The sequence below is a fragment of the Desulfosarcina sp. BuS5 genome (assembly GCF_028752835.1).
Taxonomy (GTDB): Bacteria; Desulfobacterota; Desulfobacteria; order Desulfobacterales; family BuS5; genus BuS5.
Genome location: NZ_CP087952.1, coordinates 3,795,019 through 3,820,205 on the forward strand (window position 1 = coordinate 3,795,019; position 25,187 = coordinate 3,820,205).

The window sequence follows — 25,187 nt, forward strand, 5'->3', positions numbered from 1 at the left end:
CGATGGAACTTGAAATATGTTTAAATTCATCCACGCGGCTGATATTCATTTAGACAGCCCCTTGCACAAGCTCGACTATTACGAAGGCGCTCCGGCAGATGAAATTCGCAAGGCAACCAGACGGGCTTTTGATAATCTGGTTCAAACCGCCATTGCCGAAGACGTTAATTTTATATTGATAGCCGGTGATCTTTATGATGGGGACTGGAAAGATTATAATACCGGGCTTTACCTGGTATCCCAAACCGGCAAGCTGCGTGATGCCGGCATTTCCGTTTATATTGCTTACGGAAATCACGATGCGGCAAGCAAGATAACCAAAACGCTCAGACTTCCGGAAAATGTTCATCTGTTTCCGCCTGATAAACCCTCCACGTACCTTATAGACAATATAAATGTGGCTGTTCATGGCCAGAGTTTTGCTGCACCGGCCGTAAAAAAGGACATTTCCCTTTTTTATCCATCCCCTCTTCATGGTTATTTTAACATCGGCGTATTGCATACCTGCGCCTCAGGACGCGAAGGCCACGATCCATATGCTCCTTGTACTCTGGAAGGGTTGCGCCAAAAGGGATACGATTACTGGGCGCTGGGGCATGTTCATCAGCAGGAGATCCTTTGTGAAGATCCGCCGATCTTGTTTTCAGGAAACATCCAGGGACGCCATATCCGGGAAACCGGCCCCAAGGGATGTATGCTCATTACGGTCGACGAGAGCGGCCGTTCAAAACTCGAGTTCAAACCACTCGATGTTGTCCGCTGGGCAATCCTCAAAGTCGATTCAAAAGGAGTTGAAAGCGGCTATGATCTTATTGATCGATTTTGTAAAGAGCTTGAAATTTTGTTAGATCAGAGCGCCGGCCTGCCTCTGGTTGCGCGTGTTTTAATCGAAGGTGAAACTCCGGCTCATAGTGAGCTTTTAACGGATTTTGACCGATGGAGCAATGAGATCCGGGCTGCTGCTTTAGATACAAGCGGAGACAGGGTCTGGATTGAAAAAATTAAAATCCGGACCAAGTTACCCCCATCTGAGCAGAGTATTCAGGCAGGTGACGGCGCAATCGGGGAGCTTGTAAAATTATTTGACGAATTAGCATCCCAACCGGAATTATTGCGTGGTTTATCGGATGAACTGATTGATCTTGATAAAAAAATCCCTAAAGAACTAAAAAAAGAACTTCAGGAGAATCCTGATGGAATCGGGCTGGATGATATTGAATGGCTTGGAAGCCTGGTGGAACAAGTGCGGCCGATGCTCATTCAGAGGCTGATGCGAAAAGGGGATTTTGAATGAAGATTCTTGAGATGAGAATTCTTGCATATGGTCCTTTTACCGACAAGATCATTGATTTAAGCGGCGGCAATCAAGGCCTGCATGTAATTTACGGCCCTAACGAGGCCGGCAAAAGTTCGGCCCTGCGGGCATTGCGAAACCTGCTTTACGGTATTCCGGAGCGATCAACGGATGATTTTCTGCATCCCTACTCCAAAATGCGCATCGGAGCAACCATTCAATCAAGCCGGGGAGATGTGCTGGAATTTATTCGGCGCAAAGGGAGGAACAATACGCTTCGTTCTGAGGATGACCGGACAGTGATTGAAGAATCACTGCTGGGCCGATTTTTAAACGGGGTCGGCCCCGATCTTTTTGTGACCATGTTCGGCATCGACCACAACGACCTGGTTAGCGGAGGCAAAGAGATTATAAGTGGCGGCGGAAGCATGGGGCGGCTTATTTTTGCCGCAGGATCGGGCGCTTCCAATCTTCGTGAAGTTCAGGAAAAACTCAAGTCCGAGGCTGACGCTCTTTTCAAACCCTCTGCCAAGAAACCGAAAATTAATGAAACCCTGAGCAATATAAGCAGGAATCGTAAAGAGATACGTGATGTCCAGTTGTCCGGCTGGCAATGGATCACGCATGATCAGTCTTTGCGCCGAGCAATGGATTGTAAGCAAGCCGTTGAAAAGGATTTAGCGGAAAAAAAACGCGCTATGCACCGCCTGGAACGTATCCGGGAGGCTTTACCGGTTATTGCCAACCGCAAAGAGCTGATCAATAAATTCGAAATATACGCCTCTGCAACGCTTTTGCCGGAAAAATTCCCGAAGCAAAGAAGCGATCTGCTCACAAAGCTGAGGATGGCGGAAAACGATCGTAATCAGGCGCTTAAAAGCTTGGAGATTATCCAAAAAGATCTGTCTGAACTTAAAATTTCCAAAAATTTGCTCGAAAATTCAGAGTTGATTGAAGAAATACATCGGGACTCCGGGAGTCAGGGTAAAGCTGCCCGGGATTCTTTTCAGTTACAAACGCGTCTGAGCATCCTGCGGGGCGAAGCAAAGGAAATTCTTCACAGTCTGCGGGATGACTTGACTTTGGCTGATGCTGAAAAATTGAGGATCAAGAAGTCTGAAGCGGTTCGAATACAGGACCTGGGAACAAAGTTTGAGCGGATCAGCACTCGTATAGATGCTGCCCGCGAGGCAATTCCTAAATTTGAGCATCGAATTGCGGGGATTGCCAAACAGCTAAAAAAAATTGGAGATCCCAGGCAGATCGATACCTTAAAAAATGCTCTATACCAGGCTGAAGAATACGGGGCGTTAGAAAAACACTGCCGTAATGAGCAGACTGAAATCAGTATTATTTTAAAATCGCTGAATCTGGAGCTTGATAAACAGAATTTATGGTCGGGAACGATCGAAAAACTGGAGTCGCTTCCGGTGCCTTCAATAGATACGATAAGCATCTTTGAGGATAAAATCGGTGCGGTTGAGCTTGATAACAATAGCTTAAAAAAGGATTACGGAAAACTTGAGAAGAAACTGGCGAATATTGAAAGGCAGATCAACGAACTCAGGCTGCAGCAGGAAGTGCCCGGTGAGGAGGATCTTCAAAAGGCAAGGGAAGAGAGAGATTCAGGATGGCTGCTTGTTGCATCTGTTTTGGAGGGCAAACCTCTGCAAGATGAGGCAATTGACAGTTACATAAAGGGGGTACCGCCGGCAGGTACTCTGCCGGAGGCCTTTGAAATCCGTGTCAGGAAGGCGGATGAGATTTCCGACAGGCTCAGGCGGGAGGCGGACCGGGTCGCGGCCAAAGCCAAATTGATCGCTGATCAGACGGCTTATCAAAAGCAGATGGAGCGTTTGAAAAGAGCTCTGAAAACATCTGAAAAGGCAAAAGAGAATATTAAGGGAGAGTGGGCGCAATTATGGGAGGCTGCGAAAATTAAGGCCGGATCGCCAAAAGAGATGCGGGGATGGGTCCAAAACCATATGGCGCTGGTTAAAAAGGCCGCAGATATCAGGGAACGTAAAGCAAAGGCTGATAAGCTGCAGGAAGGGATTGACGCTCAGATTAAAAGGCTGAACAAGTGTATGGATGATCTTTCTGAGCCCCGTTCCGGTGATGGCGAAACCCTGACCGGTTTAATAAAAAGAGGTAGAATGATCATCGAATCGGAGGATGATCTGCGCAGGAATAAAGACCGTCTGCAAGCTGAAGACGAGCAGCATAAACAGGAATTGGCGGAAGCCAGGGAAAAAGTTGCTGCCAGTGAAAGGGAACTTTCCCAATGGCAAAACGAATGGGAACAGGCTGTCCGGATCATAGGTCTTGACCGCGGCGCCCTCCCGGCTCAGGCCAAGGTTGTCATGGAAGATCTCAACACCCTGTTCGACAAGCTCAAAGAGGCCGGCATTCTTCAAAAGCGTATTAAAGGTATTAATCGTGATGCGGATGAATTTATAAACAAGGTTACCGGTTTGGTGGGGGCTGTGGCAAAAGATCTGGCGGATCTGACTGCCGGTGAAGCAACTTTGAAACTGAACAGCAGGCTGACACTGGCGCGAACGGCTCAATCGCAGAGGCAAACACTCCTGAAACAGTTAAAGCAGGAAAAGATCCGTATCAATAAGGCTGTTATCAGGATTACCACGCTGGAAACCAGGCTCAAAGGTATGTGCGCCGAGGCAGGCTGCGCAAGCTACGATGATCTCCCGGAGGCTGAGGAAAGATCCAAAACAAGGCGGCGGCTGGAAGCCGAACTGAAAGGACTGGATGAAAGGCTGCACCAGTTGAGCGGAGGCGCTCTTATTGATGATTTTATCAGGGATGCCCGGGAAGTGGACCCGGACAGTATTGAGGGGGATATCGGCCGGTTGACGGAGGAGATTGATAAGCTTAATCAGGAAAAATCAGAACTGGATCAGACCATCGGAAGCGAGCGAACCGAGCTTGGCAAAATGGACGGAAGCTCCCGGGCCGCCGAGTTGGCCGAAGCGATTCAGGGACACCTGGGGCGGCTTGAAAACAACGTGGAGCAGTATGCCCGCTTGAGAATTGCCGCAAAAATTTTAAACATGGCAATAGAACGGTACCGGGACAAAAACCAGGGTCCGATTTTAAAAAGCGCAACCGATCTTTTTAAACTCATTACGCAAGGCTCCTTTAAAGGAATCCGGGCGGAATTCGACGATAATGGCCGGCCGGTGCTTGTAGGTGTCCGCCCGGACGGCAGGGAAATAGTCAGCCTTAACGGGATGAGTGACGGGACGGCAGATCAATTGTACCTTGCTTTACGTATAGCCGGTCTCCAGGATTACCTGAAAAAAAATGAACCGATCCCGTTTATTGTGGACGATATTTTGATTAAATTTGACGATGATCGGGCGGTTGCGGCCCTGCAGGCGCTGGCACGGTTATCCGAACAGACCCAGGTAATTTTTTTCACCCACCACCGGCACCTTCTGGAGCTTGTTGAAAAAAATATCGAATCTTCGGTTTTAATCAGGCATACTCTATAATCATCATGCCCTGTCGGGCACAACAAAACGTGAAAGTGTTATCATAAAACTTAAAACTTTCCTATAACTGCTCCTTGAGCCGGAGATAGTCTGTTTTACCCGTCCCCAAAACAGGAATTGAATCTACTTTTACTACACGACGGATATTATGTAATGGCGATAACCCGCTGTTGCGAATTTTTTGATTGATCAGGCTTCGATCCATGTTACGTGTTGTAAACAGCACTATTTCAGGATGTTCATCGTCGGGTGTTGCCTCTATTGCCAAAACAGGCCCTTCATCCTCCCCTTCATCCTCTTCAGTTGAAAAACAGGCGCTCAATACGTTTTCAATGGCCGGGAGTGAAATCATTTCGCCCCCAAGCTTTATAAAGCGTTTTAAACGCCCGCAGAATGTAAGAATTCCGTCGGAATCTTCTTTTACCAGATCTCCTGTTTTGTACCAGGATTTTCCTTCAAAATCTACAAAAGGTGAAGCGCCGTTATAGTTTAAATATCCATTAAAAATACTCCGTCCTCTTACAAGCAGCATCCCCCGGGCGCCGGCTGCGACTCTTTGTTTCGTTTTTGTATCTATAATAGCATAATCGAGTGATTCAACAACCCTGCCGATGGTGCCGTGTCTTGGATTTTCAGGATGATTGCAGGATACTACAGGAGAACATTCAGTAATGCCGTAGCCTTCCAAAACTTTTAATTGCGGGCAGGAATGGTTCAGGGCGTCATAAACGGATTCAGGGCATTTCTCTGCGCCTGAAAAAGCAAGTTTCAGGCTGGAAAGTTGAGAGGGTTTTGCAGCTCTGGCGATTCCATTTAAAAAAGTAGGCGTGCCTATCAGGATACTGACCTTGTAGGCTTCGATAAGAGAGGAGAGTGTGACTGCCTCGGTGGGTTCGGGATGGTAAACGGCCCTCATTCCGGTGCATAAGGGAATCAAAAGTGTGCCTGTTAATCCAAAGGAATGAAAGGGGGGCAGCATACCTATTAATATATCCTTATTTGTCAAAGACAATCCTTTTATCATATCCCGGATGTTTGTGAGAATATTGTTATCTGTTAAAGGGACTGCTTTTGGCAGGTCCTCCGAACCGCTTGTAAAGAGTATAACAGCAGTATCGGAAACATCTGCTTTCCGCAATGCTCCCTTAAAAAAATAACTCTTTAGAAGAGCTGATATTTTCTGCAATTTTGTCAATCCCGCTCCTATATCTTCCAGGAAAACAAATTTCTCCTTTATGCTTTTAAGGGATATTCCCCGGTTTTCAATAGTGCTTGTCAGGACTTTGGATGTAAGCACGTGTTTTACTTCCGACAGGCTGAGGCAATGCTTCAGGCTTCTTTCACCAACGGTCCAATTGATCATAACAGGTATCTTGCCTGCAAAACGGGAAGCCATATAGACAATAGAGGCGCCTGCTGAAGCCGGCAGCATTATACCGATTCTTGCGCCTGCCAGGTTCCTGATTTTTGATTGCAGCGCAAGTATCCCGGTTACTATACGGCGATAGGTTTTAGCGCCTCCGGTCTGATCGGCAATAACGATGCTGCCTGGATTTTTATAAGACTGATTCAGGAAAACATCTGTGATTTTATCCCCTTCCGGAACCATTGCAATTCCGTTATCGTTATTCTTTTTGAACCATTTGCGGGGCACCGGCTTGAGACTTTTAGAGCCTGATGATATGGCATGTCCGGATGCTGCCAGCAGACAATCGGCAACTGTCTGCATTGAATCGCTATCACCTTGGGCAAAGCCGAATTCCCGGCCGATCCATACAATCAGTTCAGCTCTTGCAAGGCTGTCCATGCCCATGTCATGGGCAAGGCGGAGATCGTTGTCTATTTTATCGATACCTGTAATTTTTTTGAGATACTTAATAACCGTTTTGCGCGTGGCATCCGGTACAGTCGATATATCTCCGTCAATTTTTTGCAGTTCAGGCTCCGGCAGTACGCGGGTACCTCCTCTTTCCCATATAGTATAAGGAACATAAACGGCTGGAGGAACGTCCTGATTGTAGAAAGCCTCAAGATAACTGTTTATGGCGGCTCTCCCATCGCCGCGGGGCAGATCTTCAGGTTCGTAAAGTTCGATCATCACCTTGCGTCGCGGCCCGAAAAATATTCCGTTCAGCAGGAGAGACTTACAGGCTTTAAAAAGCACATTGTCAAGCTTTACAGGCGTTTCCCCGCCATGGCCGAATCTGCTTCCCCATAACCCTCTTGTTCGAACCAGCACAACCCGGGTATCCGGCAAAATATTTAATATCGTCTCAACAGCGCTGTTGGCGCCAATATCTTCATACCTGCCATGGGCAAGATGACCTGCCGGATAGAGCAGTATATTATCTCCTTTCCGCAGGGCCGAGATGGTGGTTTTTAAAACGGTTTTTATCGTATCTCCGCCCTTGGCGCCTGTCGTAACCATGTCCGGAATAGAGAGAACATGAACAGCTTCGGCTAATTGGCGAATAACCGGTCTGTTGATTTGACCCTCATTTGCAATAGGCCTGGGCCTGAATTTTTTATGCAGATAGACGCTCAGGATAACAGGATCAATCAAGGCCGGATGATTAGGTAAAAAAAGAATCCCTTTATCGCCTTTTGCTGCGATATCAGTAATACCATTGATGGTTACATGATATCTGAGCCATAAAAGAAAACGGATTATTTCTCTAAAAATAGTTGCCATTGAATTTTTAAATTCCGGTGAAAGGGGAAATATTTTTAATATAGATTAATTAGTGCTTGAACGAAAACTGCTAATTTTCCCAATTTTTGTCCAGAAAAAATTTTATAGTTTTCGTTCGGGCACTGCTAAATAGTGTCTATCCATAAATAGGATAGTTCGTTCGAGATCAAGGCGCTCTGAAATTTTAACCGCAGGAATACATTGAGTATTTCGAGGATTAAAATTTTAGAGCAACGTAGATATCGGGCGAAATAGCCATTTATGGATGGACACTAAATATTAAAGTAACCGTGAACGGTTACATATTGAATTGGTTAAAAATTAATACTGAAAAGAGAATATAAAAGACTTATAATTACCCCTCCAATAATAAGGCTTACAAATACTATCATTACCGGTTCAGCCAGGGCAATTAATTTGGTAAGGCCGGTATTTAGATCTTCTCCGATGATATTTGAAATTTTGAGGCTCATTTTGCCCATATCCCCGCTTTCTTCCGCCACATCTATAAGCGAAGTAACTGAATCCGGCATCCATGAAATTTTCTGTAATACACTTGAGAAACGACCACCTTTGCGAATGTCGATTAACGCTGTATCAAAAACTTTTTTAATCGATTTACTGATTAATGTGGAATTGGCCAGCTCAATCCCTTTATCAGCCGGCAGAGAACTCCGGATGGCCATTCCAAGCAGGCGAAAATAGAGTGATAATTGGTAATTTACCAGAATCGGGCCGATTTTTGGCACGTTGATCAAAAAGTTGTCAAGCCTGCTGCGCAGCTTATTGCTTTTCCATGCAAATATTAATCCTCCGGCAGTTGCCGCCGTCAGCAGAAATGCTGTGCAGGCTGTCATCCAGAAATGAATGCTTGCAGCATGCATGATATTCAGAATAAAAGGCATTGGTTTGCCCATATCCGCAAACATTTTGGCAAACCTCGGAACTGCAAAATATATTATAAGAAAAATTGAAACAACCGCTGTAATCAACAGGATTAGAGGATAGGTAAACGATGAAATCAATGAATCCATAAGCTTGATTTCAAGATCCAGCAGGCGGGAGATTTCAAGAAGGCTTCCGGCAATATTTCCGCTTTCTTCACCAGCTTTTAATGAAGCTGCAATATAGCCTGGAAAAACAGAAGGATGCTGCAGGATAAGTTCTGAAAACCGTTGTCCGGATCTTACACCTTTATGGATTTCATCAATAGAAGCCTTGAGGTGGATATTTTTTTGCTGCTTGTGTAAAAGTTTTAAAAGTTTTTCAAGGGAGATGCCTGCGTCAAGATAAGTGCCCATTTGAAAAAAAAGGTCGCGAATCTCCCTTTTTTTAACCCCCGATTGTTTAGGAAGAATAAAGAAGCGCCTTAATAAATTCTCTTTTACTTCCAGGGCAAACAAATGTCTTTTTGACAGCTCCCGATAAAGAGCCTCAGTAGATTCAGCATCAATGTGTATATTTAATACATTGCCTGCTCTATCGCGGGCCTGTATTTCAAATGACCGCTTTCTATTCATAACTGAAAATATCTTTGTTTTCCTCTTCTCCTCCAGGTTTTCCATCCCTGCCTAAAGAATATAAAATAAAATCAATTCCCTTTGCTTTTACTTCCTGATCCTCAGTTCCAAGGTAAATAAAATCCCTGTTCCAGGCATCCTGTGGGAGATTAAGTTTTTTCAGGTATGGCCCCTTCCATTTTTTTGAGAGAGAATGCGGCGCTTTTAAAAGAGCATTCAGTCCCTGTTCGGAAGAAGGGTATTCTCCAAGATCGAGGTGATATGATTCAAGCGCCGTTGAGAGTAGTTCGATTTGTGATTTGGTTGTTTTAACATTGGCCTCCCCTATCCGGCTTGTAAATCGAGGAGCGACAAGAGCAACCAGAAGTCCGATAATTACCATTACAATAAGAAGTTCCATAAGCGTAAAGCCGGTGTTGTTATTGAAACGTTTCATAAAACATCCTCTTGTGCCATAACAGGCCACATAATACGGGTTTTTGAATAAAAATGATATTGCGCCGTGCAATGCTTTCAGATTATCACAGCAATACCTAACACATGAATTTCAAGAATAATACGGTTTTTAATGCTTTTGGCGTATAATTTTGGAGTAAATAAAAATTTATTGTTGTAACTTTCCAACTCTTCAAGAAAACCATTTAATTGTCGCATTGTTTTGGATTCACCAAAAATACCCAGGCTGATTATATAAAGCCCGCCTGATATATTTATTGGTTTATTATTTTGAGTACGTCTGATTTTGATATTGTTGTTTTGTGCAAGGTTCTGTATTATTTTTTGAAGTTTGGCAGCCGCAATATTAATATCAGGACCGGAAAAAATTTTTTGCTCGATAGTTTCAATAGTTTTAAGGTTTTTTTTATAAATCCGGTCAACCTCGTCACGTTGAGAGTAAATCGTAAGGTAACGATTATAAAGATCCTGCTGCGCCTCTATCTGTTCCCGGAGATGTGCCCATTTTTGAAAGACAGGGCCGAGCATGCCGGTCTTTCCGATAAAAAGGAGAACAAGAAGCAATGCTATTATGCCCAGCGCCTTTTCTTTAGATGTAGATCCTATAAATTTAATTTTTTTCATTATCTGTCCGCTCTTACCCACTCTGCGATTTTTTTTTCAAATCCGTGATAATTTCCTGTAATCATAAGCCTGTTGTATGCTGCTGACTGAAATGTATGGCGGGTAAGCATTGCTTCATAAAGATTTATGCCTATAAGCGTCCTTAACGATTCATCATCCAGCCCGAATTCATTTCGATATTCAATTATTCTTTCAGTCATGTCAACATCTCCGGTAATAGCGTAAATAACCTCGTAAGGCGCATACTTGAAATTTATACCTGTGCTGTTAAATGAAATAAACTCTTTAAGCAGATCAAGAACGCTGATGTCAATCCCTTTTATGAGAAGAAGCTCATCATAGCTTTCAATATAACTGTTTTTACTGTTATAAGGATTTGTTAATGACTGATAATAATCATTTTCAGCTCCATTCGGACGCGTGAATAAATCGGTATCAATCCAGTCCAGAATTGAATCTGCAATAATTTCAGCCTGATGATCCTTGATTTTTAAAGATATGCACAACCTGTAAATCTCGTTAAAGCCGGCTTTATTAAGATCAAGAAAATAGTCGGCATTTGAAATATCAATTCTGCAGTTACCTATTCTATTTTTGTAAGGACTCGACATGCCGCCCGAAATAATATTGGTTTTTAGTATTTGTTTCAGGCTGTCCATTTCCTGATCTAAAATAATTCTTGCCTCAATGGAAGCTTCAACGCGCATCATTTCATTACCGCGCCTGGATATTAACATTACCATGGCGGTTACAATAACCGATATCCAGAGTACATATATAAGAACAAATCCTTTATTGCCGACAGCGTGTAATAAACCATTCATTTGAAGCGTGGTCCTGTAATATGATTTTTATATAATCGGCTTGATCGCCCGGAACCTGTTCTTTATCAATTTTATCAAAAGCATAAAAAAAATGCGGGACAAACCCCTCAAGTCTCTCTTCATAACAGTAGTCAAAGGCATTTGATGGATTTTCATAAAAGGATTTAATTTTTTTTTTTTCAGAACCTTCACCTGTAAACAGCATAGGTGTGACACTTAACGTTAAATAATTAACGTAATGTATTGAACTGCTCGAAATACTTATTAATTCAGGTCCATACCCTAGTAGATCGAGGCTGGAAATAAAAACAAGCCGGTCATTGTTTCCGTAAACCGGGCCTTCCATATTTGAAAGCAGCCTGTTAAGAATATTTGTTATTTGTGCTTTTTTCAAAAAACTGTCCTGTATACCGGCAAGCCTGATTTCACTGTGAGCAGCGGTTCTATATATTCCCATGGCAATAGCAACAACGATCACTCCTGCTGAAACAGCGATTAACAGTTCCATCAGGGTAAAGCCGTTTTCATTATTATTCATAGATAACATTAACCCTTGATTAATAAAAAAAAAGATATTAGTACAGTAATTATTTAATACTCAAGTATTTTTTGTGGCATATTTATTGCTGTATCATGGAAGAAATCCTTAAGTTAACAACTAAGTTAACAACATTGAGGAACAGGTGAATAAAATGACTAAAAAAGTTTTCTGTAAAAATGAATTCGGATGGTTTTCCATTCGTCTGAATTTAATAATATCAGCCTGTTTTTTTTTTATATCAGCGTTTTTAAATACCGGCAGCTCTATGGCAGGATGTCCGCCGGATCAGTATCAGGAAAATTTTTATGGTATTATCGTGGGAATTGTAATGCAGCCAAATGATGAATTAAGGGCTTATATAAAACCGGAAGAGATTGAATATCCCGACGCTGCTGATGAAGAAGCTTTTGATGAAGAGGGAACAGAAAGCGAAGATTACACGGAAATCTTTTTAGGCGGAACAGATGGAAATCCCGGAAGGATGGAGGTGCTTGATGGAAATATTAATTTCTCAATATATTTGTGTGGTGAAATTTCTGCGATAGGAGAAGAGGTAGAATTCCGATATGCCCGTGGAAAAAAAGAGTATATTGTTAAAATAGCAGAACCTGAAGGAAGCGAATTTTTTGAAGGGCGCCAAATTGAAATTACCAATATTTCAGATATAAATAAATCAAGGCTGGTCCTGGAGGTTACCCGGAAAACAGCCGGTGGAGAAGACGATACGGAGCAGGAAGTCATTCTTCCTGTCCATGGGGATTTGAACGGGGATTATAAGGTTAATTCATCAGATGCATCAATGGTGCTTCACCATATCCTTTTCGAAGGCGGAGATGATCCAGGGTATGATATTAACGGTGATGGAACTGTAAACAATGATGATGTAAAAGAAATATATATCATCAGCCGGGGGGGGCGGGGGAATGGAAATTCACCTTTTTCAGCAACAGCAGCCCCTTTTGCAAGGCAGCAGGATTCACCATTTAAGAAGCCTGCCAATACAGCATTCACGCAGGCCGGTAAGAGCCCCTTTGAAAAAAAATCTTCCGAAGCCCCTTTTGCTGATGCTTCCGGCTCACAGATCAAGCAGTCATCAAAGTCGCCCTTCACTGTGCCCGGGCAGAACCCTTTTTCACAATCTTCAGGAACAATTTTTACGCCTCCTCCCGAGCAGCCGTTCGCTGCATCAAAAATTAAGCATGCTGTTTCATCTCCTGATTCTCAATTTTAATTAATTAGTCATTTCGGCATCTTTTTACATTTACTTTGCACAAAAAAATGGATTTAACCGCGGAGAGCACAGAGATCGCTGAAATATTTACGCTCCCACGTTCCAGCGCGGGAACCGGAGGTTTCACTCTTTTAGAGCTGTTGATAATAATATTTTTAATAGGTATTATTTCAGCAGTGGCTTTGCCGCGCATGATAATGCCCAGGCAGGAACAACTACCGGTAATATTAAAAAGCTGCTTTGAACATGCATTTACCAGGGCGCTTATATCGGGTAAAGAGGTTAAACTCAGTTTTGAGCATGATAAAATTAAAGTTCTGGACATGACATATGATTATCCGGAAGGTATAATACTTAAAAAGGAGAAAGAAGTTTTGTTTTATCCGGAAGGCTTTTCAACGCCGCAAGAAATTATATTTTATAAAGGCGCTGAAAAACTGGAAGTGCAAGTAGGTTTGTTCGGCATAACAGAGCAAGACTCGTAAGAAAGGAGAATTATGAAATTTAAACAAATATATCACAATTTAATATATCCGTTTAATATTGTTTTGTTTGCCGCCGCAATTATTTTTTTTGCCATGGGTGTCAATAACCTGACCGGCAGCGTTGAAATACCGGATAAACTATTCCCGGGAAATGGCAGTGATTCCGGTATCAAATTGATTTCACCTGTGGAAAAAGATGTAACCCTCGGAGAAAAGATAAGCATAAAAGCCGATCTCAATCCATTTGCATCCGACCATCAGGACTGGATCGCAGCCAGAGAGACGGTGAAGGAAAAAGATGCCGACCTTAATCTTGAGGTCAGAGGTGTTGTTAATATAAGGTCAAGGATTAAGGCTCTTGTTAAAGATCTTGATGGAAAAAATAACAGCACTTTCTGGCTTGCCAGGGGCGACACTTATAAAGGATATAATGTCGCCTACGTAAGCTCACGGCATATAGTTTTTACAGGAAACGGGAAAAATCTCCTTTTTACGCTTAAAACCGGTCGTGGCAAACTATACAGTGGTAAACCGGAAATCTTTGTAGCTCCGGACATAGATCTCTATCTTGACAATCTGGAAGCAGAAGAAGAGGCAAGCGTACAAAAAACCGCCGCGGATGGTAAAAAAGCAACAAAAAAGGCTGGAATTGCAGCAGAAAAAACTACAACTTCAACAGCAGCCACTAGCCGCCAAAGCAGTTCATCATCCGGCCTGTCTGCTGGATCCGTTTCAGGAGTCGCCGGGTCCACATCCCCCTCCGGTTCAACATCTTCAAGCGGAAACGGCGCCCAATCAGAGTCGTCAAGGGAAGAGGAAATGGCTTTTATCAAAGAGCTGATGAAAATATTTCAAAAAGGGGAGAAATAAGTGGCACCGTTAAAACGGACGGGACGGCCGGGTTTTTATTGTTTCAGTATTATATTATTATTTGTTTTTGTATCTATTTTTGCCGGGTGCGCCTTGCAGTATGATCTGGATCATAAGAATAAAAGTGAAGCGCAAATTAAAAAAGTAAAAGATATCTATAAAACCGGAAAAAAATACCAAGTCAAGATTTCCAAAATTGATCCTGACAAGGCCGAAAAGCCGGCTGAATCAGGCGTTTCAAGAGAGATAAAATCTCCGGAGACAGATAAAGCTCGAAGAGTAATGGATATTCTTCCTCCTGTCGGCGGTCAAACTTCCGAATTAGACGCCGCTGATGAGAAAGGTAATAAGGATAAAGACAAAAAGGATAGCATTCCATTTTCGATCCAGCTTGAAGATGCTGATATAAGAGATTTCCTGGATATAATAATTGGTGATTTTATAGGAGGATCATATATTCTTGAAGCAAAGCCGGCACAAAAAATAAGCATTAACATGCATGGAAATTTTACTAATAAAAATATGCTGGCCACCCTGAAAATTATACTTGATTCCATGAGCCTGACTCTTGCCAGGCACCATGGTGTCTATCATGTTTTGCCGAATAAAAAAGGGATTGCCATTGCGGAAAATATTCAGGTACTGATAGTCTCGCCAAAATATATCAAGGTTGTCAACCTTATTACAATTTTAAAGGATTTGAAGTCTTCCGGCGGGAAAATTGCCACTATCCAGGGAAGCAATATACTTTTCATGCTTGATTATCCGGAAAACCTGGAACGAGCCCGGGCTTTGATCAATCTGTTTGATGCCCCGTTTTTCAAGGACAGGTATGTCCGTGTATATTCTCTAAAAACCGCTTTGGCGCAGGATGTTTCCGAAGAACTTAATTCGCTGGTCAAGGAATATAATGTTTTTTCAAACAAAGAACCGGTCAATATAAGAATTATTCCGATTAAAAGGCTGAAAAAAATCGTTATACTGGCGACATCACTGGAATCTTTGGAATATCTGGATAGCTGGATCGGCATACTGGATCAGGAGCGTGATGATGATGAAAAAATTTCCCTGTTTACCTACCGTCCAAAATACAGCAAAGTAAAGGATTTGGTGAATCTTCTTAATAAAATATTCCCGAAACTCAAAAACAACGAAGACGGCCTTGAAGCATTTGCTGATAATATCAGCAATATGCTTATCCTGAGGGCACAAAAAAAGATTTGGCTGGAAGCCAGAGAGATCATCGTTGATGTGGACAAACAGCCTGGCCAGGTTTATATTCAGGCGGTGCTTGCGGAGATCAAGCTTGATCAAAATATGCAGATGGGTTTTCAATGGTGGCTGCAGCATGAGTTTTTCGGCTATGATGATCTGGTTATCGGGAGCACGATGGGTGATCTGACCAATGAAGCTTTGAAAATTACTGTCTCTTCCGGGGAATTTTTCGGGTTATTGGCCGAGAGGGTCAATGATGGCGAGGCCAGTATTATTGCTACACCCCATATACTGGTTAAGCACGAGGAAGAAGCATCTATAGAAATTAAACGCGAAGTCCCGGTTGTCAAGGATTTTTTAAAAACAGACCAGCAGGTCGATGGCACCACTTCAGACAAGCCCTCCATAGAGTACAAGGATGCCGGTATTATTCTTAAAGTCAAAACAAGGATTATCAACCGGTCGGATGTGGAAATTAATATCGAGCAGGAGGTGTCTGAACCAAGAACAACAACAGTTGCCGGTATTGATACATATGAATTTAATACCAGAAAGATTATGTCTGACCTTATCCTTAAAGATCAGCAAACGATTCTGATAGGCGGACTTATTTCGGAGCTGCATGAAAATTCCGATACGCGGATTCCCATTCTAAGCGATATCCCGCTGCTGAAATATATGTTTACCAGTAAAAGTAAAAAAACCCAAAGGAGTGAACTGGTCCTTTTTTTGACTCCGGTTATTGTTAGTAACAGCAATGAATTACAGGCTTTCACAAACAACCTGACGGCTATATTGCAAAATAATATACAGGATGAAATAGGAGATGTTGAAAAGGCTGATTAATCGGAAAAAAAATAATGCTGCCCCTCCCCGCTTCAGGCTGCTGAATCTGTTCGGGCCTTCCGCCACGGGTTGCGCATACCATCATGATAATCCGGTACAGGTTGAAGGTTCTTTGGACCGGAAAAAATTTTCATGGAAACTTTCAGGTGAAGGCTCGGGGCCTGCGGTGTTAGCTGTTTCCATGGAGAATTTTATATTCCGGATGGTTGATATATCCCCGGACAATCCTAAAGTCATTGCCGGCCAGATAAACAGGTTCCTCCCTTTTGCAGCCCCGGATTTAACCTGGCTTATTATACCCGTTGCCGGAAAATCATTTATTATTGCGCTGACCAGAGCAAGGTGGCGTGAAATAATATCCGGATTTGTTAAGGGCCGCAAAAAACCTCCGTTTGTAATTCCTTCGATTGTGGCAGCCGCAATTTATCATTTGTGGATGCATAACGGAAATGGCGATCTTGCGGTTCCGGTCGATTCAGGCTATCTTTTGATGTGCATGCGCAATGGATGCGCCGAAAAAATAGAACAATATGCAACCATCCCCGACAGGGAGGTTGTAATCTATGATAACCCGGAATTAATTGCATGCGGCGCGGCTATTTATGCCTTGATACCCCATAATTTTAAAACCGATCTTGGCGGGCGCAGGCCTTTTGCCCGTTTTGCAATTCGTCCGCTTTTATACGCCGCCTGCTGTGCTTTCATGACCTTTTTTTTTATATACTCATTATATTCAAAAGATCTGCTTACGCTGGAAAAATTAAATAATTCCATCAGCGATATAAGGCAAAAAACCGGGAGTATTGAAGCTGTTATAAATCGTAATAAAAATATTGAAACCACGGCTGATTTTCTTCATAAATTTAACGACGAATATATATCACCTTATCTTGTAATGGGAGATGTCGCTGTAAATCTTCCTGAAAAAACATTTCTTACGGATTTTTTTATAGATGCCGGAAAAGGATATATCACAGGCGTCTCCAGGGATGTTACCACTCTGCTTGAGCTGCTTTCCGGACGCGCCTATGTATCCCGGGCGGAATTTACAACCCCTGTGGTTCGTGACGCAAAAGGCAACGAAAGGTTTCAAATCGGCTTTGAAATAGAAAAGGATGAATAAATCAGGTTTTTCTCTGCTTGAGGTTCTTATAGCAGTAACTCTTACAGCGCTGCTGGCGTCAAGTGCGCTTGGTCTTATCGGATATCACACAGCAATTGCAGCTAAAGTTGAAAAAAGATTTTTGCTCTTTAACAGGGCCGCCGCATTGCTGTCGGATATACCTTTTATAATAAAAGAGACAGACGAAGATTTCCCTTTTCTGGAAAAAAATGAAAAAAAAAGAGATTATGAAGGGGAATATAAAAGTTTTCAATGGAAAGCGCGTCTAACCAAAATGTATACCTCGGGTATTCCGGAATATTTCAAACTTGCCCTCAAAGTAAGCAGCGATGATCAGGAGGCGGAACTGTTCAAGTACTTGTTAAACAAAAAAGAGAGTAAAGAAAAAAATCAGGACGATAATTAATAATGGATGAATATGAGATAATAAACAAATTTACAGATAATGGTTTGCTAAGCGAATCGAACCGTTTGACTCTTTTCCAGATGCAGAAGAAAAGCGGAAGAAGGATGCTTCATCTCGCAACCGAAGCCGGTATGTTTTCGGAGGAAGAGATTGTGGATCATCTTGCCGCCCTGTATGGATTTGAAAAAACCGAACTTGACGGCTATGAACTGGATCAGGAAGGATGGGATAAATATATCGATTTTTTTATGGCCAATCATCTCGTTCCTTTAAAAAAAAATGACGATACTCTTTCACTGGCTCTGTTCGACCCTTCTGATTCGATGCTCATCCGTTCGATTGAACAAAGTTTCGGCATAAAAACGATTATCAGCCTGTTGCCACAAAAAGAGATCGTTCGTTTCTGGGATGACCTTCTGAAAAATGAAGAAAACGTGGAAGAAGATGATATAGAGCATATTATTGATATTGCTTCCGAAGCTCCGGTTGTCAGGGTGGTAAGTGATATATTGAGCCGCGCAGTTGAACTATGCGCCAGCGACATACACCTTGAGGCCAGGGATAATGATCTTAAACTTAGATACAGGATAGATGGAATTCTGCACAATTTTGCACCACCCCCTTCGGGAATGGGACCGGCAATTATAAGCCGCATTAAAATTTTGGCAAACCTCGATATTGCGGAGCGAAGGAAACCCCAGGACGGCGCTATAAAATTAACCACCTCCGCCAAAGATGTGGACGTAAGAGTCTCCTGCATACCTACCGTGCATGGTGAGAGCGTGGTGCTGCGTATACTCGACAAAGAGAGTACGGTTTTAAATCTGGAAGCGCTTGGCCTGGATGGAGAAAACAGCAGGCTTTTAATCTCCATGCTGGAAAAGAGTTACGGCATGGTTGTTGTGGCAGGTCCCACCGGCGCCGGCAAAACAACGACTCTCTATGCCGCTCTGGAACATATCCGCTCGGAAACGGGAAAAATTGTTACGATTGAAGACCCTGTCGAGTTTAAAATAAAGGATGTAACCCAGATTCAGGTTAATCCCAAGGCAGGCCTCACTTTTGCAAACGGACTCAAATCAATCTTGCGTCATGATCCCGATATTATGCTTGTAGGAGAGATAAGAGATTCGGAAACTGCATCCATAAGCATCCAGGCTGCCTTGACAGGACACCTTGTCTTGACGACTTTGCATGCCAACCGGGCCTCCCAGGTATTCAGCCGGCTGATTGATATGGGCATAGAGGCATTTCTCGCCTCTGCTTCAATTCTGGGTTCGATGTCGCAAAGGCTGGTTCGCAAGATCTGTCCGGCCTGCAAAGAGATTATTAAATCGGATTCAAGTTTTCTAAAGATGTTTAATGTAAATGCCGATACGGATTTTTACAGCGGCGCAGGCTGCAAATTGTGTAATTACACCGGATATAAGGGCCGGATCGGAATTTATGAAATTATGCAGATAAATGATGAAATTCAGCATCTCATCCTTACAAAAGCTCCGGTCGTACAACTGGAGAATGCCGCCGCGCAAGCAGGCTTCAAAACTATGACCGAGGACGGCATTGCCAAGGCAAAAGCCGGACTAACAACAATTGAAGAAATTATACGCGTTGCAGGATAACTTGTCCGGGCATACTTTTTATATTTGTTCAAAAGTACTGCATCTTTTATAAATTTGATAAACCTGTCTGTGTGCATCTGTATTCCATTGTTGTTTCAAAAGCATTGTGGTAAAAAAACAATTATTTTCCGTTATAATTTTTTTTCTGTTTTTACTGTTTTTATTATGCAGCGTCATACCGGTTTGTCCGGAACCTGCTGAAATAAAAACGGCCGTGCTTGTTTCACGGGATATACGTCCCTATTATGAAACAGTGGAAAGCTTGAATAATGAGCTGGTATCTATAGGCAATTTCAGGATCGAAGAATTTAATATTGGAAGATATAAACGGAAACAGCTTAATAAAATAGCTGACCATATAAAAAAGAAAAAATTTGATATCTGCATTGCAATAGGCCCGGAAGCCGCATTTTTTATCTGGAAGGATATACCTGGCCTTAATGCCCTCAAATGCTACACAATGGTACTTGCACCGGAAAAAATTATTGGAGAAAGCGCTGAAAACTGCGGCACCTCACTTAATATTCCGCCTGAAATTCAGGTTGAACTGATATCCGGCTGTTTTCCTGATATCAACAGAATAGGGATCCTTTATGATCCGGCGCATAATACTGATTTTCTTAATAAAACCTTGCGTTATGCCTTAAAAACCGACCTCCGGATAGTTCCGCTCTCAATTTCATCAAAAAAAAATATCCCCTCCGTGCTGAAAAAAAACTGGCCTGCCATTGATGCGCTGCTCTTTATACCTGATGAAACAGTAATTTCAGAAAGTATTATTCAGTATATCATAACAGAGTCCATCCGGAAAAATATTCCTGTAATAGGATACAACCGTTTTTTTTATGATAGAGGCGCCGCTCTTGCCTTTGTGATAGATTATCGGGAAACCGGCATTCAAACAGCCCGTCAGGCAGCCGCCCTGATCAATAGTCGGGAATGCGGAAAACAAGCGCCGCCGTTTAATGCCCTGTTAAATACCAGGATTGCCGGGCTGTTGAATTTAAAAACCGATTTAACAGGATTTCCACAAATAAAGGCGGGCCCATGAAACAGCCGGGTATACATTTCAGAATTCTTGTCACGGCCTTTATCCTGATAAGCTCTGTGAGCTTTATACTGGGCATCACAGGCATAAATATAACCAGGGAATATATCACCAGGCGGTTTACCGATAATATATTTTTTATGGCCCGGCATCTGGCCACAAATGCCGAGGCCGGCATTATGGTAGGCGACAGGGCCTGGCTGAAACGGCTTGCCGCAAATCTTTTAACGGAAAAAAATGATATTGTGAAAATCAGTATCGCGGATTCTTCGGGCAATCTTCTGGTCGATATTACAAAAAATTATAAAGGCCCGGATGCTTTTGTGGAACTGCCGGTAATTCCCAGAAAGCCTGTGGATGCAAACAGCCTGTTTTCATCATCCGCGCTTAATGTTTTATCCGGTAAACTTGCGGAACAACCGGTAGGTAAAATATCGATCAGGTTCACCACCAGAAATATAGATAATCTTTTGCAACGCATTACGCAAAGGTTTTTCTGGCTTTCCCTGGCGCTTGCAAGCTGCGCCTGCGTTATATTTTTCTTTATTTCCAGATCCATAGTATCAGAGGTCAGCATGCTGTCCGATACTGCGAAGAAAGTTGCCCGGGGAAATTTTGATTTAAGGGCCGAGCCGGGCCGCCTGCCTGAAACCGGAAGGCTGGCCACGGCATTCAACGCGATGCTGGATACGATCGAAAAGAGCCGGAAAGCGCTGAAAGCAACAAATAAAAAAATTATTCGCCAGAGTTCCATGGCTGAAATGGGCAAGTTTTCCATGATGATAGCCCATGAAGTTAAGAATCCCCTGGCAATTATTAAAGGTTCCATTGATGTGTTGAAAAAAAAACATGACCCGGCCACCAACAGCTTGATGATTGAATATATAGAAGATGAGGTAATGCGGCTCAACCGGCTGATAGAACATTTTCTTGTATTTGCCAGGCCGGCCAGACCGGTTTTCCGTGAAGTGGATGTTAACGGACTCCTTGTTGATATAGTCAGCAGGTTTAAAATTCAGGATAATAATGCTGAATTTTTTATAAAGGAAAATATTCCGCAAACAGAATGTAAAATCATGGCTGATCCTGATCTTCTGTCAAGAGCGCTGGGCAATATAATCAGAAATGCAATTGACGCCGGCAAAAATAAAGACGGCCCTGTTAATATAAGCGCCAGAACAATTCATGACTTCTGGATCGCCGAGGTTGCAGATCATGGCGACGGCATTCCGGAAGAAGAGATCAACAGGATTTTTGAACCGTTTTTTACTACCAAGGCAAAGGGCAGCGGTCTGGGGCTTGCCTTTGCCTCCCAGGCGATCAAGGCGCATGGCGGAATTATAGCTGTAAAAAATATTCCTGAAGGCGGCGCCCTTTTCAGTGTTGAGTTGAAGATCGAAGAAGAATAAAGGAGCTATGTTATGGTCAGGATTCTGGTAGTTGACGATGAAGAAAAGATGAGGCATCTGCTTGCCATAATGCTCGGCGCCGGTGGTTATGCCGTTGATCAGGCGCCGGATGGCGAAGCCGCCTTGAATATGGCGGCTTCCGGTAATTACGATATCATAATAAGCGATATAAGGATGCCGAAAATGGATGGCATTACCCTGCTGAACAGATTAAAGGAGATGAATCTTCCATGCCCGGTAATTTTTATAACAGCTTTTGCTTCGGTAGATTCAGCCGTTGATGCAATGCGAAAAGGCGCGGCTGACTATATAACCAAACCTTTTGAAGAAAAACGGATTTTGCTGGCAGTGGAAAGGACATTAAACATTACCAGGTTAATGTCCGAAAATCTGGCTTTAAAGCAGCATATCAATAAAATTACCGAAAAAGATGAAATTATCAGTGCATCCGAATCAATGTCGAAAATACTTAAGCTTGCCGGCAAGGTGGCGCAGCGTAATGCCACTGTTTTGATTACCGGTGAGTCGGGAGTCGGCAAAGAGGTTCTGGCAAAATTTATCCATAACAAAAGTCCCAGAAAAGATGAAAAATTTATACCTTTAAACTGCGCAGCCATATCTGCAGGCCTGATGGAATCCGAGCTCTTTGGACATGAAAAAGGAGCCTATACGGGAGCTGACCGGAGAACCCTGGGAAAATTTGAGTATTCGGATAAAGGAACACTTTTCCTGGATGAAATAGGAGATCTCCCTTTTGAGGCCCAGTCAAAACTTTTAAGGGCCCTCCAGGATAATAAAATTCAGCGAGTGGGCGGAAACAGCGAAATTAAGATCGATGTAAGAGTGATCTGCGCCACTAACCAGAATCTTGAGCAACTTGTTGAGGACGGCAAATTTCGTGCGGATCTTTTTTTTAGAATAAATGTTTTTCCTGTTCATATTCCGACGCTCTCCGAACGGAAAAATGACATCATACCACTGGCCGAGTATTTTCTCCGCCGTTTTGATGAGTCTGGTGGAATAAGTTTGTCGGCAAGCTCCCAGGAACAGCTTTTAAATTATGCCTGGCCCGGCAATGTCCGGGAGCTTGCCAATGCCATAGAGCGGGCTGTGATTATAGCGGATAATCCGGGGAAGATAACATCTGCGACTCTCTCCTTTTTGAATTCAAAAGCCCGCCTGGCTGACAAGAACAATAATAATATCCTGTTAAACGGAAAAACATCCCTGGACGAAATAGAAAAAAATCTGGTTCAGCAGGCGCTTGAAAAATCGAACAATAATCAAACCGCTGCCGCCAAACTGTTAGGTATAACCAGATCCAGATTCAGAGTCCTGTTGAAACAGCTTAACTGAGGCTTTTCTTGACGAATAAATTACTCATTATATTAAAAGTCTTTGTCATATTATTCCTGCTTATGCCTGCGCCTGTATTTCCGGAAGGTGAAGCCGGGGAAAATCCTGGTGCGGAAAGCAGTCCCACCATGCTCATGTTTGTGGGAGAGGAACTCAATTTGCTTTCGATTGCATCCCGCCGGGAAGAGAGCGCTTTTAAGGCGCCTGCCATAGCCCGTGTAATAACCGGCGCTGAAATAAGGGAGCGGGGCATCACCACCCTTGCCCAGGCCCTGGAATATACACCCGGATTTTACATGGCCCAAAAGGAATGGGGATGTCAGCCTTATCTCAGGGGCCTCCCTGATTCGATTCTGTTCCTGTATGATACGGTGCCCATGGGTATGGAAATAAGCAAAACAGTGCATCCGCTTGAACATGAGCTTTCTCTTTCGGCAATTAAACGGGTAGAGATCATCAGGGGCCCCGGTTCCGTTCTCTGGGGGCCGGATGCCTTTGCCGGAATTGTCAACCTTGTTCCCCTGACAGGCCGTGATTTTACCGGAATGGAGAGCGGTCTGATCTATAACACACCCCATGACCAGAAAGGCTTTTACGTAAATTTGGGATATGATCAGGGCCTCTGGGACGTATTTCTGTCCGTCAGCGGCCGCAGGGGACGCGAGGGAAATAATGAAAGGTATAATATTACCCGCTTCTGGGATAACGGAATAATTCCGGCTGATCCGGAGAATCGTTTTAAAAGTAAAGGTCTGAATAGTTCCAGGCTGTTTGAAATGGCCGGCAATTTTTCATTTGGTGATTTCGCGCGCCTTAGCGGCCGTGTGAGCGATTTTAAAAGGCCGGCCGTTTTCAAAAAACCGGATTCAGACATCAAGTGGAGGGAAAACCGCGGCTGCCCCCAGCATTTTGTAAAGCTTGAACTTAAACAAAGCCTGAACAGACTGTCGGCATTAAGGTTCACCGGATATTTAAGGAATGCTGAAATCGAAAACAGTATAATCGATTATTCCGTTACCCAGAAAGAGAGAGCCTTTTATTCCGAAATTCTCTATGACCGGTCTTTTTTTTCCCGCCGCGGGCTTTTTACCGGGGGCGTTTCGTACAGAGAAAGGAATATAAGGGATGCGCTTGTATGGGAAAGCTATATGCCCGATTTTCTTGGACCGGAAAACAAGTTTTTTTTACCCCTGGCGCTGGAAAAGAATTATGATTCGCGTCTTAAATCAATCTTCGGACAATCCTCTTTTAAAATCGGCGATCTGGACCTTATGCTCGGCGCGCGGTTAGACATCCATGATAAATATCCCGATCGGACAAGCTATAATGCGGCCGTAACCTGGGCATTTCACCGCGATAGCATGTTCAAACTTATATATGGAACAGCCTACCGGACCCCCTTTGCCAGGCAGTTGACAAACAATTCCGAATTTGGTTCGGAGCTAGATCTTGAAAAAATCAGAAACATCGATCTGCAACTGGCCTGGAAGCCTTCAAACCGCGCCGGCGTCACTCTCTCCTGTTTCATCAGCAGGATTGAAGATCATGTCAAAGAGGATTGCTACGCAGGGCTTTCCCTGCCCAACAGCCAGAAGATATCAGGGCTTGAAATTGAAGGGAATATAAAACCTCTGCCTACGGTTGAAATTTCGGCAAATGCCTCCTTTATACATGCCGGCGGCAAAGACGAGACTTATTATTACAACGATTATATTATTATAAACCATGATAATACAATAACCAGGCACTATACCGATATCAAATATCCTTTTGACAAGGGCCCGGGCACGTTTTTTAATATCAGCGGCATCTGGAAACCTGTTGAATCAGTCATTTTTTCAACCAGGATAGGCTATTTCTCGTCCCGACGCATGATTCAGCCGCGCACCAATAAAATTTCGACCATCCATGGAAGCACGATTGTTGATGCCGGCGTAACTTTTAAAAATTTTATCCTGAACGATCTGGATCTGGTTGTCTCCTGCCGGAATCTTTTTGACCGGGATTACAAAACCCCCGGCACATACGGTTCCATCAACGGCGCACCCTTTGAAACAGAATTTATTTTAAGGAAAAGATGGTAATGATTCCCGGGGCGTTGCTCCCGGAT

The 25,187-nt window shown here is 43.3% G+C and carries 19 protein-coding genes; 13 read left to right on the forward strand and 6 right to left on the reverse strand.

All coding sequences use genetic code 11. The features are described 5' to 3' along the window. Window positions 1–16: 16 nt before the first annotated feature. Both BuS5_RS18350 and BuS5_RS18355 read left to right on the forward strand, forming a co-directional pair. Window positions 17–1,294, forward strand: a complete 1,278-nt coding sequence (locus BuS5_RS18350) for a metallophosphoesterase family protein (protein ID WP_027352873.1) — start codon at window positions 17–19, stop codon at window positions 1,292–1,294. Then, window positions 1,291–4,809, forward strand: coding sequence for a YhaN family protein (locus tag BuS5_RS18355; RefSeq protein WP_027352874.1), 3,519 nt, complete (start codon window positions 1,291–1,293; stop codon window positions 4,807–4,809). The genes BuS5_RS18350 and BuS5_RS18355 overlap by 4 nt, the downstream gene beginning before the upstream one ends. A gap of 61 nt (window positions 4,810–4,870) precedes the next feature. Here BuS5_RS18355 and BuS5_RS18360 read toward each other — a convergent pair whose 3' ends face one another. From BuS5_RS18360 to BuS5_RS18385, 6 genes are all read right to left on the reverse strand, one after another. Then, complete coding sequence (locus BuS5_RS18360; protein WP_051374548.1) at window positions 4,871–7,501, reverse strand: AMP-binding protein; 2,631 nt, start codon at window positions 7,499–7,501, stop codon at window positions 4,871–4,873. A 314-nt stretch (window positions 7,502–7,815) separates the two neighbouring features. Further along, a complete protein-coding gene (locus BuS5_RS18365) occupies window positions 7,816–9,066 on the reverse strand; it encodes a type II secretion system F family protein (RefSeq protein WP_084445566.1) in 1,251 nt (416 codons plus the stop codon). After that, on the reverse strand, window positions 9,014–9,457 hold the full coding sequence (gene gspG / locus BuS5_RS18370) for a type II secretion system major pseudopilin GspG (protein ID WP_027352876.1): 444 nt from the start codon (window positions 9,455–9,457) through the stop codon (window positions 9,014–9,016). The genes BuS5_RS18365 and gspG overlap by 53 nt, the downstream gene beginning before the upstream one ends. 77 nt (window positions 9,458–9,534) lie before the next feature. Next, the gene (locus tag BuS5_RS18375; RefSeq protein ID WP_027352877.1) at window positions 9,535–10,101 is read right to left on the reverse strand and encodes a hypothetical protein; all 567 of its coding nucleotides are present in this window, start codon (window positions 10,099–10,101) and stop codon (window positions 9,535–9,537) included. Beyond that, window positions 10,101–10,925: a general secretion pathway protein GspK gene (locus BuS5_RS18380; RefSeq protein WP_027352878.1), complete on the reverse strand. Its 825-nt coding sequence runs from the start codon at window positions 10,923–10,925 to the stop codon at window positions 10,101–10,103. Before BuS5_RS18380 ends, BuS5_RS18375 begins: the two co-directional genes overlap by 1 nt. Beyond that, on the reverse strand, window positions 10,894–11,463 hold the full coding sequence (locus tag BuS5_RS18385) for a PilW family protein (RefSeq protein ID WP_027352879.1): 570 nt from the start codon (window positions 11,461–11,463) through the stop codon (window positions 10,894–10,896). The genes BuS5_RS18380 and BuS5_RS18385 overlap by 32 nt, the downstream gene beginning before the upstream one ends. Window positions 11,464–11,617: 154 nt before the next feature. On the opposite strand from BuS5_RS18385, the gene BuS5_RS18390 reads away from it, so the two are divergent. From BuS5_RS18390 to BuS5_RS18440, 11 genes are all read left to right on the forward strand, one after another. Further along, on the forward strand, window positions 11,618–12,697 hold the full coding sequence (locus BuS5_RS18390) for a dockerin type I repeat-containing protein (RefSeq protein ID WP_027352880.1): 1,080 nt from the start codon (window positions 11,618–11,620) through the stop codon (window positions 12,695–12,697). Between the two features lie 47 nt (window positions 12,698–12,744). Further along, window positions 12,745–13,182 (forward strand): hypothetical protein, encoded by a 438-nt coding sequence (locus BuS5_RS18395; protein ID WP_027352881.1) that lies wholly within the window; start codon window positions 12,745–12,747, stop codon window positions 13,180–13,182. 12 nt (window positions 13,183–13,194) lie between these two features. Beyond that, window positions 13,195–14,052 carry a hypothetical protein gene (locus BuS5_RS18400; protein ID WP_051374549.1) on the forward strand — a complete coding sequence of 286 codons (858 nt, stop codon included), beginning with the start codon at window positions 13,195–13,197 and terminating at the stop codon, window positions 14,050–14,052. Continuing rightward, complete coding sequence (locus tag BuS5_RS18405) at window positions 14,053–16,113, forward strand: secretin N-terminal domain-containing protein (protein ID WP_027352882.1); 2,061 nt, start codon at window positions 14,053–14,055, stop codon at window positions 16,111–16,113. It abuts the gene before it with no gap. Then, on the forward strand, window positions 16,094–17,236 hold the full coding sequence (locus tag BuS5_RS18410; protein ID WP_027352883.1) for a PilN domain-containing protein: 1,143 nt from the start codon (window positions 16,094–16,096) through the stop codon (window positions 17,234–17,236). Before BuS5_RS18405 ends, BuS5_RS18410 begins: the two co-directional genes overlap by 20 nt. Beyond that, complete coding sequence (locus tag BuS5_RS18415) at window positions 17,229–17,642, forward strand: PulJ/GspJ family protein (protein ID WP_027352884.1); 414 nt, start codon at window positions 17,229–17,231, stop codon at window positions 17,640–17,642. The genes BuS5_RS18410 and BuS5_RS18415 overlap by 8 nt, the downstream gene beginning before the upstream one ends. A 2-nt stretch (window positions 17,643–17,644) precedes the next feature. Continuing rightward, window positions 17,645–19,264: a GspE/PulE family protein gene (locus BuS5_RS18420; protein WP_027352885.1), complete on the forward strand. Its 1,620-nt coding sequence runs from the start codon at window positions 17,645–17,647 to the stop codon at window positions 19,262–19,264. 106 nt (window positions 19,265–19,370) lie between these two features. Continuing rightward, window positions 19,371–20,315: an ABC transporter substrate-binding protein gene (locus tag BuS5_RS18425; protein WP_027352886.1), complete on the forward strand. Its 945-nt coding sequence runs from the start codon at window positions 19,371–19,373 to the stop codon at window positions 20,313–20,315. Then, window positions 20,312–21,721: a sensor histidine kinase gene (locus tag BuS5_RS18430; RefSeq protein ID WP_035264229.1), complete on the forward strand. Its 1,410-nt coding sequence runs from the start codon at window positions 20,312–20,314 to the stop codon at window positions 21,719–21,721. Before BuS5_RS18425 ends, BuS5_RS18430 begins: the two co-directional genes overlap by 4 nt. A gap of 12 nt (window positions 21,722–21,733) precedes the next feature. Further along, window positions 21,734–23,077, forward strand: a complete 1,344-nt coding sequence (locus BuS5_RS18435; RefSeq protein ID WP_027352887.1) for a sigma-54-dependent transcriptional regulator — start codon at window positions 21,734–21,736, stop codon at window positions 23,075–23,077. 8 nt (window positions 23,078–23,085) lie between these two features. After that, window positions 23,086–25,161, forward strand: a complete 2,076-nt coding sequence (locus BuS5_RS18440; protein ID WP_051374550.1) for a TonB-dependent receptor plug domain-containing protein — start codon at window positions 23,086–23,088, stop codon at window positions 25,159–25,161. Window positions 25,162–25,187: the final 26 nt, after the last annotated feature.